Genomic DNA, 15,266 nt, shown 5'->3' with positions numbered 1-15,266 from the left:
ATAGAATGTTGCAAAATAATTGAGAATTTACATGATCAAAACACATTTTCGATATGTCAATATCTAAAGAAATTTATTATAATTATATTACCATGAATAATACAAAGAAAACTTTAAATGCATTTTCTTTCCCTAATCCTCTTTTAATAAGATTGAGAGAGAGAGAGAGAGCAGACTCTTAATAAATAATTTAACAATAAATTAACACCTAACTATTAGGTGTATTTTTGCGTATTTTCATGGAGAAGGCAAATATATGACACAAAACAAAATAAATATAGATAGTATAACAATTAGAAATTTATTTCAAAATGCTTCTAAAGAACATAATTTTTTAATACCTGAATATCAAAGACCATATTCATGAGGAGAAGAACAAACCGAAAAATTATTCAGTGATTTATGAGAATTTTACAAAATTATACTTAAAGAGCCAAATTCAAAAGAACAGTATTTTTTAGGTTCAATTGTTTTCTTTGAAAACGAAGATGGAAAATGAGAAATTATCGACGGACAACAACGCATAACGACCATTTTTCTACTTTTAAGAGCAATTCTTAAAAAATGTGAAAACACTAATAGTGAAAATACTAAAAATTTAGCAAAAGAAATTGAAGAATGTATTTGACATATTTCAAATGATTATAAAAAAATAATTGATAGAAATTCAATGTCCATTCAAAATGTTTCAGTAATGCAAAGTAATTTAGAAGATTTTGAGAATATCATCAAAAGTGGTGAATATAACAAAAAAAAGTAAAAGTAATTATTCGAAAAACTATGCAAAATTAATAGAGTTGATTGAAGAAAAAGCAAAAAATGAAATTGAGGGGATATTTAACTTTTTTAATACCATATTAGAAAAAACCCTTATCTTAACTGTATCTTCGCAATCTCAACAATCTGCTATGACGGTTTTTGAAACTCTTAATAATAGAGGGGTCCCTCTTTCTGATGCCGATATTTTTAAAGCTAAGATATATAACCTATTAAAAGATAAAAATGAAAAAGATAAATTCATAGAACAATGAAAAGAATTAGAATATGATTGTGTTTCAATGAATAAGACATTAAATGATATTTTTTCATACTATATGTTCTATTTAAGGGCAGAAGAAGGAGATATCGACAGTACCACCCCAGGAATAAGAAAATACATATTAAAATATCTAGAACAAAATAACATTGATGATATTTTTAACAAAATGATAGAAACTATTAAAAATATTATTTCATTTCTAAAAATGGTGAATAACTTAAATGAAGAAAAAGACTTAAACTCGAAGATTAAACAACAACTAGATATTATTTTTTCTTTCTCTAATGATTTTGGTAAATACCCAGCTTTAATATATTACTTAAAAAATAAAGACAAAATTAATAATGATGATACAAGTGAATATCTTGAGTTATTAATAAAACTAAGAAATAGAATTGTCACAAGATATTTAGTAATTCCTTCAATAAACGATATTAAACACGGCATTTTGTTACTAAATAAAAGCATAATAAAAGGCCATGAGTTTGATTTTTCTAAATTAGAAAAAAAAGATTCAGATGATGTGATGGAAAAAATCAAAAGTCCAAATGTAAAAATCATAAGTATGATTATAAAAATGTTTGAATATTCACAAAACGATCAAGAAGAGATGGATATATTGCCATCCAAATGAGAAATAGAACATATTTTACCTAAATCTCATGCACAATTCGATAAAGAAAATAAAGAATTATATGAACAAATTGGAAACATAATTCCTTTAGACAAAAGGCGTAATATTAGAGCTTCTGATGACTGATTTAAGTCTAAAAAAGAGATATATAAAAAGGCGGCAAAATTTAGATCTGCAATACAAATCTCACAACTTGAAAATGATTATTGAACAATAAATGATATCAAGAAAAGAAATGACGAATTAGTTAAAAAATTTAAAGAAATAACAAAGGATTAATATGAATGATGATATTTATAAAAGAACATTACAAAATATAGAAAAATACATTGAAAAATAAACATAATTAATAGGAGAAATATGAATAATAAAATAAAACTTTATTTTGGTTTATCATTACCCTTTGCCATATTAGCATATATATTGTACTTGGTTTCGACTGGATATTATTATGTGGTAAAAGATGTAGATTTTTCTTTTTTATCAATGTTGATACCAAAAGTATATCCAGATGGAGCAGGAATAACAATATTACTATTTGCAATTTTATTTAATATTGGATCATTTATCTTGGCTGTTTTATTAACATTAGAATTAAAGAAAATTGATTCGATGAAGATAAAAAACAAATATATTCTCTCAAAAATATTTGTATTCACCACACCTTTTTTATCAATATTATTTCTATTGCTTATAGCTTTCTTTGGTATTTTTGTTTTTGCGATATATTTATCAGCCAAAAATCGCACCAAATTAGCCAAAGAAAATTTAAAACTGTTACAAGAAAAAATTAGATTAATAAAAGATGAATCTTTAAGAAAAAAACTAGAAGCCGATGCAGGAAAATCTTATGGGTCTAATATATTTAATGAAACAAAAATGAAGCAAAAATTAAAAGTTATCGAAAAAATAGTAGATGATGAATTAAGAAGACAAAACAATAATGTTTGATAGTATGGTCAAAAAATTACATTGGTTTAACTGGTGTAATTTTTTCATTAGATAATTAATAAATTACGAATAATTTAAAACCATAAAGTATCATAATTTTAAGTTCTATAAATTGCTGTTAATTCTTAATCAAATTGCAACATTCTTATAGTTTAAAAATGTTTATTAAACTTATGATATTAAATTTATTTTTTAAGCTTTATTCATATTTTGATTGGTTGGTAAACAAAATTTTTTAAACCCACTTTTTCGGACAATAAAATAAAATTAAAAATCTACTTAAAGTATTCAGATAGGTCATTATACACTTGTTTAATTGTGTTTTTAAACATTGTTTTTAAGTGATTCGTTTCTTCTTTTGAACCTGATGTATTTAATTTAAATTTTTATAAATTTATAATCAGGTAATTAAACTTGTCCGTAAATGTCGAAACTACTGACTTATGTGTTACAACTATCAAACTCAATTTATAAGCCAAATCGTCTCAAACGTCAAGATTTTTACCTATTAAAAAAAATCTCTTGTGAGTTAAAAGTTAGATAAATCACTACTTGCTTTGTAACGGTTTTCTGGAGTTTTGAAAAAAAATATTCACCACTTGAGTTCATACGAAATAAAACTCTTATTTTCTTTGAAAAATTAACTCTATTGCCGTTAGTATCAACTGGGGCATAATATTCGTCTGCGCCTGAATGAGTTTTGTTTTTAAAATGATAATCAACATACCAACCAGGATCGCCTTCAGTTATTTTTCTAAAACAGTTTTTATCGCTATTTCTTTTTTAATTTTGGAGATATAAAATTAAAGTAATCTATTAATTGGTCTTCAATTTTACTAATTTCTGTTCAATGTTTTATATTGTTTATTTTAAAGCATATAGGATAATTTGATTGAGCAGTTTTAAAAGATTTTTCAACACTACTATTTATTACATAATAAAATATTGTTTCTAAAACCGTGTTATTTAAAATATTTTTTAACGTTTCTTTTAGCTTCTTTTCTAGCCCCTTTGTGCGAGTGCTCTGTTGCATAGCTCCTTTTTTTAAAGGTGCGTCTGTAAAGAGTTTTTAAAGACATTATTGAACCTTTTGTTCTATAATAAATTGCCATAGTAACATTTCTAGTTCTATCAATAGGTTGGTGAAAAACAAAAGAACTAAAATCTCTGATTTTTTCAATTTTAGAATCTACAAAATCATCACTAAACTTTTGTCTATTTTTATTTCCTTTATTTTTGTTTGAGACATTAAATGTCCCGTCAAAATTTATAGATCTTTAATTTTAGAAACTGTAAAACGGCTAACTTCGTGTTCTATAGCGATTTGGTTTATTTTTATTTTTTCATTAGTCATATCGATATAAATACCTTTTCTTTTTTTCTCAAAATCTGTTAAATTCTGGATTTCTATTTTTTTATATTTCACATTACCTCCTATAATTATTTTAAACTATAGAATGTTGCAAAATAATTGAGAATTCACAAAAAATCATTTTAATATAATGCTTAAAAAGCAAAATTATATTGAGCTATAATTAAATTTATAAACTTATATTTATAAACAATAAAATGAGCGAAAAGTATTAGCAAGGAAAAAGATGTATTTTTGAATGTCATTTACTTTTTGAATATTTTCATTGCTAACTTATATACTTTTACGGTTATATTCTGTTTACATTGATAAAAAATTTTTTTCATATTTATGTTTATTTTTCATCCTATATTGTTATATTGAAATTGTATTACAATAGCAATACTAACTTATGCAATTATATTAAGTGTCACTTCATTGATTTTTGCTATTATTGTAGCCTCCCGCTCTGATTACAAAATAAAATATTATGTCAATATACATCATCACTATTATATTCACGTCGATGCTATTAACAATGTTAGTATTTAGTGTATTACTTTTAATATTATTTTTTTATTATGAGTGTTTTTTAAATAAAGTCGAATAGTAACATAATTATCAAAAATATTAATTGCTATTTTTTAGTTTTGAATGTTATTGTCGCAAATTAAAATATATAAATCAATTACTTTTTAAATTAATTATTGTAAATTTAATAAATAACAAAAATATTTAGGTACAATGCCTAAATATTTTGCTTTAATTGACTTATTTTAGAGTATTTTTTCTTTAAAACCGTGACTATTATTTGAAGATACATATTTTAGTTTTAGATTCACTAAACCGTCTTCGTCTTCAGACTTTGATAATTTCTTCTCAATTAGTTCTCTATTTTTAAAAATAATATTTGATATTGCTTTTACTAAATCGGTTTCTAAAAATAAAATAAGTGAACGAGCCCCCATCGAATCATCAATATTGTTAGCTACTAATGAATAATATTCTTCAATCGAATCATCGAATATTAATTTTATGTTTTTTTCTTTTAATAAAAATTCTTTTATTTTCTTGATTTTAGATTTTATAATGTCAAGTTTAATTTCTAATGAGCTAATTTTATTAAAAGGAATTATGTTTGGTATACCAATTCTATTCAAAATCTCCGGTCTTTTTAGCTCATCTCTAAAATATTTTTTAACTTCTGAAATAAAATGCTCTTGAATTTTTTTACCGTCCTCATCTTTAGGCATTGTAGACGCACCTATATTTGAAGTAAAAATAATAAATGTTTCCGAAAAATCAACTAGTTCTCCTTTAGAAGAAGTCAATCTGCCATCTTCTAAAATCTGTAAGAATTTATCAAAAATTTTTGAATTAGCTTTTTCTATTTCATCAAATAATAAAATAGAAAACGGTTTTTGTAAAACAGCATTAGTAAGCGTCCCTCCCGCTTCATAACCTATATAACCTGGAGCAGCTCCTAAAAGTTTTTGATCAGATTCTTCATGGTTATATTCTGACATATCAAATCTAATTATTTGATTTGGGTCATTAAAAATAAATTCAGATAAGGCTTTTGCTGATTCGGTTTTGCCAACACCTGTAGGCCCTGCAAAAAATAAAATTCCTTTTGGTTTTGAATTTTTCTGAATGTCAGAGGTTTGCAAAATGCCTTGTAATCCTACCCGACTTCTAATTAGTGTGTCTTTTATTTTAATGCCAACATGAGATTGGCCTTTGACTTTATTGTCAAAATCTTCTAAGAATTTGTTCAAATTTTCAGCATTAATTTTTTCTCATTCCGATTCTTTCTTTTCAAAAAAACACAGTCTATATAGTTCTTTAAAATCTTTTATACTATCAAGTTTGTTAGAAAATACTTCAAGTTGAAATAATTCTCTAAAAGTTAGTCCATTAGTTATTGCACTTGCGTCACTAATTTCTTTTTTAGTTATTAATTTATTATCAAGTTTTTTAAATAAAGATCCTCTTATGTTAAAAAAAGATTTTCTTTCATCTAATGAAGGATTAGGAATTGTTAGAGAAGTTATTTCTTGATTATTGTTAAAAAGTATCGAATTAAATATCTGATCGTTTTTTATCAAAATTATTAATTTAAAATTTGAAGGTTTAATCTTATGCGTTATCTGGTTAATTTCATTAGTAAACATATCAATCAATGAATTTAATTTAGCAATATCTAATTGAGTGTTTTTATCACTATAAATAGATTCAGCTAAATCTAAGATAAATAAATTTTGTGATGCAATACCATCATTATTAATTTTTTCAATTATTAAGTTTTTTAATTTTGAATTAATATCTTCATTTTTACCATTATCATTACTATCAATATTTACAAAATCAAATATTTCTGATTTTTCAATACCATCAAAAGTTTCTCAAAGATCGTTTTTATTATCTTTATTTTTAAAAATTTTTATGTTACCATGAACTATTTCACTTTTCATTTCTCAATTAGAATTGTAAAGATATATATTATCAATACAAAGATTTTTATCTTGGTATAAATAGTGTAATAAATATTGATTAAAGGTTAAAAAATCTAAATTAGAAAATTCAGTAAGCAATTCTAAATATTCACTTTTTAATAGATTCTTATTTATGCTATCTAAAGAGGGTTTTTTAATTGGTAAATTCAATACTTTTGGCGATAAAAACTCAGAAGTATTCCCCTTCAAAATTACTATATTTTTGTTTAGTAACTTAAATTTTAATTGCGTTGTAATTGCTTCTTTTAAATTCATAATTAATTACCTCATCTTTTTATTTTTTCCTTTGCGCTATATTTAGGTTTAGTTGCAACAAAAGTTCTATTCATGGTATATTTAACAATATTCATATTCGAATTTTTAGTTATATATTCAAGCATCTGATTAGCCGTTTTAGAACATACATGCCTTTTATAATCGCCAATTTGATATTCAACTGTTCCATCTGGCGAAACATTAAATATCACTTGCTCTTCTAAATCATTTTCTAAAAGATAAATTACGCCAAGCTTTTCATTAACAACTTTTATTTGCTTTCCGGCTAATTTATACTTTTCTTCAGTCATTAAAAACTCAATAAATGGTTTTGCTATTTTAGCGGCTTTCAATATCGAATTATTTTTTTCTTTAAATCAAATTTTAAAATCATCAATATCTTTTTTAGTTGTAATTATTTTTATCTTATCTTCAAAATATTGTTTTAATTCGTTATTTTTAATTTTGCTTATTTTTGCATAAATATTATTCTTGAAGCTTCTTAATTCTTCAATAGAAGCTTTAGCATTCATTAGTTCATTAATTTTTAAATTAAGATTATCTTCAGTTAACTCTAAATCACTATTTATAATCAAATCTCTTGCTTCATAAGCTAATTTTCCAAATTCATATACATAATGGTTAAAATTTTTTATCGAAATTGAGTTATCAATTTTTCTGTAATCAACTGTATCAATTATATTCAATAATAATTTATTGATTTTGTCATATTCTAATTCGTATAAACTTAATCCTTTGTATGAATTTAAATCCACTTCAACTTTTTGGTTAATATTTGATTTTACATTCTTAATTTGTTTAATAGCTTCTTTTATTAAACCATTGTTTTGATATTCATTAGATAAAAGCATATTATTTAGTAGTTCAGTATTTTTATCACAAATATTTTCTAATTCTCGTTTTTCTAATTGACTTAAATTCAATGTTACGGTTGCTATATGGCTCATTATTTATTAACCTCGAATTGTTTTATATATTCACTAATTTCATCTAACTTATTATTTTCGGCTATTACTTCTTCATTACTAATTTTAAAAATATACTCAGCCGTAGTTGTGTCTTTTCTAAAAGAATGGGCATAGTTATTAGATAAATATTTGTAATATTCAGCGAGTTTTAGATCTATTTTTTCTAATGACTTTGTAAATGTTGTTTTACTATTTTTTTTAAATTTTTCAAGTCTTTGTCTGATTGATACAGCTTTAGAAATTAAGTTATTTCTAATATATTCTAAAGAGTTTTTTATTTCTTCCTCTTTTTTAAAAATATATTCATTAATGTAATCTAAACAGTCAATAGCCAATAAACCTTTATATACTTCTTTTTTCTTGAAATTTTCTAAATAATTTAATTTAACTGAAGCCTCAATGTCCGAATCAATTTGTTTATTTAAATCTTCAAAATCGCCAGAAATATGATTTTTTAAATCGTTATAAAATAGTGTTTCTTTAAATTTATTGTCTTTATATAAATCAAACATATGATGGTTATTTACATGTTTTTTAAAAATTTCTCTAAGCATATTGTTATTTCATGAAGATACAAAGTTAAAAATATCCAGATTGTCTGAATTAATATTGTATTTACTAATAATGTTTTTAAAAATAAGTTCGCCATTATTTAAAATGCTCATGAATTTATCTAAATCATCGCTAGTTTTAATAGTATTTAAAACATCTAAAAACACATTATTAGAAAATAGTTGAGTAATTTCTTTGAATCAATCTTTAGTTTTAAAATTACTTAAAAATGTTCAAATCTTTAAAATTAATTCAAAATTAGAGTTAGATTTTTCTTTAACGTCTTTTAAAAATTCGTCTAGATATTTTTCTAAAGCAGAAGCCATAATATCAGTGGGTGATATTTTTTTATCATAAATATCTTCAAGTAACTTAGGGTATTTTGATTCGGGTATTTCAGTTGGAATAAAAAAGTCTACTGCACTTTCTTCAACTTCATTATCATCAATTTTTACATCAACTATTATTTTGTTTATGTCAAATATTTTTTTATCTAATATCAAAAACTTTTCATTATTTTTTCCTTCAACAATATTATTTTGATTGAAAGATTTTTTTACCATTCATTTATTAATATCGAATTCTTTTATATCTAATTTTTCAGAGCTATCTTTAATTTGAAAATTACTCAAAAAAGTATTATTTGGGAATATAGACTCATGTAACAATTTACGATTATTCAGTTCATCAATTAAATCACTCTTTATAAAATCTTCCATAAAGTAATTTTGAGCAATATTCATTGGTCTTATATTAATAGAAATAATAGTTGATGAATTGTCAATATAAAAGGGATAATCAGATTCAAAAAATGCTACCTTAATATCATTACTATTTTCAACACTTTTTTTCAATATTAATTTTGAGTCATCTTTTTCAAAATCATATTCAAGTTCAGAAACTTTTTGTTCAATTTCTTTCGATTCATTTTTATCAAAGCCTTCAAAAGAGCAGCCATTTCAAGCCTTATCTATATTTTTAGTGTTAAAGTATTTATCATAATTCTCCGATAAAAACTTACTCTTAATATAGAAAGTGAAGTTTTTTTTCATCACTCGGTCAGTTAAACTGTAAAACTTATTCATTTCAACATATTTTTCAATTTTTTTATTTATGTCAATGTTTTTAATATCCATTTCTAATAAATCAAAATCCTCAATGTTACTTTCAGAAGAATTAAAATTTATAGTTATTATATTTTTGTTATGCATATCCCTTAAAATCAATAGTCAAAATTTACGAATTAACACATCACTATTAATGTTATAAAACTCCTTAAATATGTCATTTACAGTAATATACTTATTTAATTTTTTAAATTCAATAAGCGGAATCAATATCAATTTATAATAATTTTCCATTTTTTCTATTTCACGATACGTAAATTCAACCCGTTTTTGAATAACCGGAAAATTAAGTTTAATTTTTATCTTATCATTCATTATATTCCTCTCCTATAAATTCTTCTGGGGTTACAAAAGAATCTTTGTTTTGCAAATAATGATTTATATATTTTTTCAATACAGTTAAGCCTTGGCTAGAATTTTTATAATATGAAAAATCACCGACAACAATTAAAATATTTTTTGTTCGACTAAAAGCAACGTTCAGTCTAGCTTCATCGTTTAAAAAGTTGGTATTACGTTTATTAGGAGTTTCCTCTGTTCCTTTATTTTCCGATCTCACTAAGTCAACAATAATAAATTCGCATTCTCTACCTTGAAAGTTATCAATCGTATCAATTACTATTGATCTCGTTGCAATATATTTAGTATATAAATCTGGATATTTAGATTGAATAATTCCTCTAATAACAATTGCCTGATTTCTAGTCAAAGCAATAACTCCGATTTTTGATTTTTCATTTTTAATATTTATTCCATTATTTTCTAAATCATTAATTAATTTTTGAATTATTTTAAATGTTACAATCGCATTATATTGATTCATTCTAGTGTCTAGTGTACTTTGATTAAATTTTTTAATAAATGAAATTGGTATAAAGCCATCTTCAATTAGCATATTGTGATCAAAATTATTAACAAGGTTAAATTTATTATCAAATTGTTTTATATCATTAATGTATTTTATTGGAAGAATGTAAGTATCTATCAAATTTAGCTTGCTAGTTATATTGCTATATTTTTTAAAATCGGCATTTTTGTTAAATGTTTTAAGTTCCTGATTTTTTTGTTTATATAAAACATTTATAAAATGACAAATTTCAGCCGGGAATCTATGTTGCATATCTAAAAATTCATAAGACAATGAATTGCCATTCGGCATATTCGTTAATTCTTTTATTTTTTCATTAAAATAAGGATATGCCAATGCATCATTAATTTTATTAACAATATCATTTTGCATTTTTTTATCAACATTATCTGGGCCAAGTTCTTTTTCTATCACTCAATTGTATAATTCTTCTGAAAAATCAACAGTAGGAGGTAATTGATAAGCATCACCGCATAAAATTGATTTACCTGATTGTAAACATCTATTTATTATTTCAAATAAATTTGATTTCGAAGTTTCATCCATGATTGTCAAATCAATTTTATAATCTGTTGTCAAGTCAACAAAATTGCCATTATGTTCAATTTCACTACTTGATGTAGTTGTCAAACCAAATAAGTTAACTAATTCATTATCAAATAAAACATCCACTAATTTTTCATTTCAATAGAAACCTTCATATTGGTCTTTTAAGTCATTAAGTTCAATCGCAATGTTTAACTTGCTTTTTATTTTAGATAAAACTTCAGAATTACAAAAATTATTAGTATTTTTATTCTCCACTTCTTTTATATAGTTAGATATTTTTTCCAGCGAATCTATTCCTAATTTTTTTAGTTCTTTTCCAATTTTTAAATAGTCATATTTTTCTAAAATATCAATAATTTTCCTAGAGTTTTTTTTATCAGAAACACCGCCATCTTCTGACATGAAGAAATGATCTTCTAATGACTCTTCAAATTCTTCGATTTTCTTTCCATCTACTATTATTTTTCTAATAAATAGATTTCAGATTCTCATATTATTTTCTTTAACATCTTTATCAATATCATTGCATAATTCAAGTACTTTATTATTAGTTGAGTTAGCTTGATTCAATAAATTCTCTTCGGATATTAATGCTTTTATATAACGATTAGATAAATTTTCTTTTGAATAAGGATTTATATTATTTGCCCTATTTCCACTTGACACTTTTATTGCAAAAACATTAGGATTTATTGGACTTAATTTAGCAAATCTATCAAAAACATTATCAATAGCCTCATGTGTTGAAGAGGTTAGCATAATATTCTGATTTTTATATTGATAGTAATCAATTAAAGCTGATATCACTTGAGTTTTTCCAGTTCCTGGAGGACCTTGCAATAAGAATAATGCATCAGAAAAAATTGCTTTTTTAAAGGCCAAAGCTTGTTTTTCGTTCAAATTATATTTAGAGATAAAATTATTAATATCATCAACGGCTTTGCTATTTTCATCTATTTTCACCGTTAATGGCTCAATTAATGATGCTAAAAATGAAGGTTCTTTTATATAACCTTTAAATAAATTTTTAATAGAATTATGTGATCTGGTTATTATTGTCTTTTCGCCAATATTAATAGTTGATAATTGATATCTTTTTCAATTATTATTTTTAAAATAGGGTTCTATTTCAATTGATACATCATCTTTGGTTTTAGGGTCTATTTTTATCGATTTTACTCTTTTAACAAGATAGTTTTCATTATCAATTTTGTTTATCAAATTTTGATATTCTTTTTTAAGTAATTTTTGTTTGCTTATTTCTTCATTCTTGGAATTAATTTTCTTATTTAATTCATTTTGTTTATCTATTAATTTATTTTTTTCATTTATATATTCATAAATTATTTTTTCTTTTTCTTTGATTTTACTTTTAATTTCTTCTTTTTCTTTTTCAATAGTTTTAAGACTTTGTTTTTTTATTAAATCATCAGATAATATAGGTGCTTTTTTTCTAATTGAGATTTTATATTCATCGATTAAATTTTGAATATCTCTTATTCTGCCATTATATGTTTTAATATCTTTGTTAAAGTTATCTACGTTGATACTAATTTCTTGAATTTCTTTATTTATAGCATTAATATTTTCATCAATTTTTTCCACATTTTTATCGAAGTTGTAGCTTTTTAAATCTCTTTTTTGTCTATTTTTCAGCTCATTTTTATCTTCTGTTTTTTCTTCGTAAAACTTAAATGTTATTTTAAGCGAATCAAACAAACTTCCCCTTGAATGAATATCTGAAAGATTTCAGTCTTTTTTATGTCCCAAAACATTAAAATTATCTTTTTGAAATAAATATAAATAATTACTATCAAAATTAATAATATTGTCTTTTTCGTTTTGTTTTTTCTCTAAAATAATATCCTTATCTGACAAATTCAAGAAAAATGCAGCGTCAGAATTTTTCATATTGTTATAAAATTCTGAAAATAATCTAAAATATCTCTCAATATCATTCAATTTTAAAGAATCTTCATTTTTCTTAAAAATCGATTTAGTATTTTGCAAAACGCTTTTTATTATTTGTATTGATATTGATTTTGAATTATTACAAGTTGGCGAGTTACATTTGTTATCACTATCACATACAAATTGAATTCCATCAATTTTATTAAGTTTGCTATTAATTTTGCTAATTGCTAAATTATAATTGGAAATATTTATTCTTTGTAACTCGAAATTTATAATTGAGTTCTCAATATTATTCATTTCTCTAGTTATTGTTAACTTGAAAAATAGATTAATAGCGTTGCCATCAACTTCTATACCTTTAATTTTTAAATTTGACAAATCTTTAGTTTGGACTGCAACTAAAAAATTTTCATACTCTTTGTGAGTTAGCTTTTCGTCTTTCGAGATTCTAATAAGTTCGTCATATACGTCATTATCTTCTTTTAAATATACCCTAGAAAGACCACACGTATAAAAATTTAAATTTTCGCCTTCATTAAGAAATTTAAATAGTTTTTTATAATCTAATTTTTCTTTTGTATTTAATTTCTTACTTTCTAATTCTTTTTCTAATTGGTTTAAAATTGTTATTTTTTTGCCGCGAACTTCTCTTTTACCAAAAGTTAATTGAAAATCTTGTTTTCTCAATACGCCGTTAGCATTAATTAATTCTGCATGAGATATATCACATTTATTTAAAATGTTTAATATAAGTTTCATAACGCCCCTTTATATAGTTAAATTATTAGAATTCTTTAATGCTTTTTAATTGTTTAAAATCTTTATCATTAAATAAATAGATTATTGAAAACAACATTTCTATTCGATAGGAAAAAAGCCACTATATTTGTGGCAATATTATTCATTGACTTCCTTTTTTCTTAAATAGATTATAAGAGAGAGAGAGAGAGAATTCTAAAATTCATAGTATTTTAATTATAAATAAAAACTAGTATTCATATAAAAAAATACTAATTATAATCTAAATTTCTAAGTTTTAATATCAACCATAAAAATGAAATTATTTGTTAAAAATAAAAAATAAGCTTAACTTAATATTTAAAATATTTTATTATAGTTTTGAATAACAATTAAGGATAAATACAATCATAAAAATACTAATTAAAAACTCCTATTACTATTTTTTTTATTTTGATAATCAAGAACAAAGATATCAATAATACAAATTAAAAACATTATTAAATTAAATTAACTATATACATGTTAAAAGTTTAATTTTATTTTATATAACTTATGTTCTTAATTCTTCTGCTTGCTTTGAAATTATTTCTGTATCTTGAATATATATTTTTTCTTTGATAATATATGACTTAACAAACAATGATGTCTTATTAAAGTTATTTTTAAAGTCTTTTAATCACAAATTATAATCATTAGATGGAAAAGGAATAAAAACCGGAAATGTATAAAATTTATCAACATTATTGAATTTACTAATAAAATGTTCAACAAAAGCTTCGGGGCTTAATGATAATTTATGATTACTTGGAAAAAATAACGCCGCTAGCATGGCAATTGATTGACACCATATCCCTTATACATTTATCATAATCATTCAATACATCACTAAAAGAACCATTTTTAAAATAATATTACTTCATGCCTCTTTGAATTTTGCATCTAAAATCATGAAAGGTTTTTGCTTATTATCATTGCTAAAAAACATAATCAGGCAATGTTGTCTGTTTGAATATTCTATCTCCACTGTAATCTATAATTTTAATTTTATATTGAGAAAAAAGAGTATATTCATCAGATTTTAAAAATTCTTCTAAATAAATCTCTCATAAAGTCGGAATGTAAAACAAAATACCTTTTGCTTTATTTAAATTTACTCCATTAAAAACAGATATAGCTTCATTTCTTAAAATTTTTAAACCGTTAAATCGCAACAAAAACGAGCCGCCTAACATATATAGTAAAATGTTATAGGTGGTCTTATTATGCATGAAATAGAATTAAACTATTTTCAATTAAATAGAAAACAAAAATTAGATGTTATAACTACATATTCCAATTTAACAAATAAGCGATTATCCTTAAAGGCAAAATGTTCAATATCAATCATAAAAAGATTAAAACAAAAATTAAGAAATGCTAAATTATGCAAAAAAGAAGTTAACTTAGCACATGGCAATCAATGAGGCGATAGAAAAAAGATTTACAGTAATGATTTAATTATCAATTATGAAAAAATATGAAAGCAAAAAATAATTGTTGGAACAAAAATAGTTCTTGTAATTCATATTTGTCTTAGCGTTTATTTTATGAAAGAATAACTAATGTAAAAATATCATATAGCCAATTAATAAAAAAACTTACACAAAGCGGATTTCTAAGTGCTTTTGCTCATAAAAATACAATAAAAAGAAAAAAACTTTTGTCAAAAAATATATACCTTATAAACCAAATATTTTGCCTAAAGAAAAGATTGCAAAACCAACCATAATCTCAAAAAGAA

12 protein-coding genes are annotated in these 15,266 nt (G+C 23.3%); 4 read left to right on the top strand and 8 right to left on the bottom strand.

Translation table 4 applies throughout. The features are described 5' to 3' along the window. Positions 1-256: 256 nt before the first annotated feature. From ACWXVS_RS00995 to ACWXVS_RS00985, 3 genes are all read left to right on the top strand, one after another. The gene (locus tag ACWXVS_RS00995; protein ID WP_455994612.1) at positions 257-760 is read left to right on the top strand and encodes a DUF262 domain-containing protein; all 504 of its coding nucleotides are present in this window, start codon (positions 257-259) and stop codon (positions 758-760) included. Beyond that, positions 738-1,952, top strand: a complete 1,215-nt coding sequence (locus ACWXVS_RS00990; RefSeq protein ID WP_455994610.1) for a DUF262 domain-containing protein — start codon at positions 738-740, stop codon at positions 1,950-1,952. Before ACWXVS_RS00995 ends, ACWXVS_RS00990 begins: the two co-directional genes overlap by 23 nt. A gap of 81 nt (positions 1,953-2,033) precedes the next feature. Continuing rightward, positions 2,034-2,627: a hypothetical protein gene (locus ACWXVS_RS00985; RefSeq protein ID WP_455994608.1), complete on the top strand. Its 594-nt coding sequence runs from the start codon at positions 2,034-2,036 to the stop codon at positions 2,625-2,627. 769 nt (positions 2,628-3,396) lie between these two features. Here ACWXVS_RS00985 and ACWXVS_RS00980 read toward each other — a convergent pair. The 8 genes from ACWXVS_RS00980 to ACWXVS_RS00945 all read right to left on the bottom strand — a co-directional run bounded on the left by ACWXVS_RS00980 (position 3,397) and on the right by ACWXVS_RS00945 (position 14,700). Further along, a complete protein-coding gene (locus ACWXVS_RS00980; RefSeq protein WP_455994606.1) occupies positions 3,397-3,657 on the bottom strand; it encodes a hypothetical protein in 261 nt (86 codons plus the stop codon). Positions 3,658-3,891: 234 nt separating this feature from the next. Continuing rightward, a complete protein-coding gene (locus ACWXVS_RS00975) occupies positions 3,892-4,050 on the bottom strand; it encodes a hypothetical protein (protein ID WP_455994604.1) in 159 nt (52 codons plus the stop codon). A 701-nt stretch (positions 4,051-4,751) separates the two neighbouring features. Then, positions 4,752-6,746 carry an AAA family ATPase gene (locus tag ACWXVS_RS00970; RefSeq protein WP_438340603.1) on the bottom strand — a complete coding sequence of 665 codons (1,995 nt, stop codon included), beginning with the start codon at positions 6,744-6,746 and terminating at the stop codon, positions 4,752-4,754. A gap of 2 nt (positions 6,747-6,748) precedes the next feature. Further along, positions 6,749-7,714, bottom strand: coding sequence for a hypothetical protein (locus ACWXVS_RS00965; protein WP_438340602.1), 966 nt, complete (start codon positions 7,712-7,714; stop codon positions 6,749-6,751). Further along, complete coding sequence (locus ACWXVS_RS00960; RefSeq protein WP_455994602.1) at positions 7,714-9,729, bottom strand: hypothetical protein; 2,016 nt, start codon at positions 9,727-9,729, stop codon at positions 7,714-7,716. The genes ACWXVS_RS00965 and ACWXVS_RS00960 overlap by 1 nt, the downstream gene beginning before the upstream one ends. Beyond that, positions 9,719-13,504: an AAA domain-containing protein gene (locus tag ACWXVS_RS00955; RefSeq protein WP_455994600.1), complete on the bottom strand. Its 3,786-nt coding sequence runs from the start codon at positions 13,502-13,504 to the stop codon at positions 9,719-9,721. The genes ACWXVS_RS00960 and ACWXVS_RS00955 overlap by 11 nt, the downstream gene beginning before the upstream one ends. A 532-nt stretch (positions 13,505-14,036) precedes the next feature. Continuing rightward, on the bottom strand, positions 14,037-14,315 hold the full coding sequence (locus ACWXVS_RS00950) for a hypothetical protein (protein WP_438340599.1): 279 nt from the start codon (positions 14,313-14,315) through the stop codon (positions 14,037-14,039). A gap of 145 nt (positions 14,316-14,460) precedes the next feature. After that, positions 14,461-14,700: a hypothetical protein gene (locus ACWXVS_RS00945; protein WP_438340598.1), complete on the bottom strand. Its 240-nt coding sequence runs from the start codon at positions 14,698-14,700 to the stop codon at positions 14,461-14,463. Positions 14,701-14,748: 48 nt separating this feature from the next. Between ACWXVS_RS00945 and ACWXVS_RS00940 the strand changes: the two genes are divergently transcribed. Further along, the gene (locus ACWXVS_RS00940; RefSeq protein ID WP_455994598.1) at positions 14,749-15,084 is read left to right on the top strand and encodes a hypothetical protein; all 336 of its coding nucleotides are present in this window, start codon (positions 14,749-14,751) and stop codon (positions 15,082-15,084) included. The last annotated feature ends 182 nt before the right edge of the window (positions 15,085-15,266 follow it).

This window comes from Mycoplasma sp. 327 (assembly GCF_053851655.1).
The sequence above is the reverse complement of the archived record's forward strand: the minus strand, read 5'-3'. Positions and strand labels throughout refer to the sequence as shown.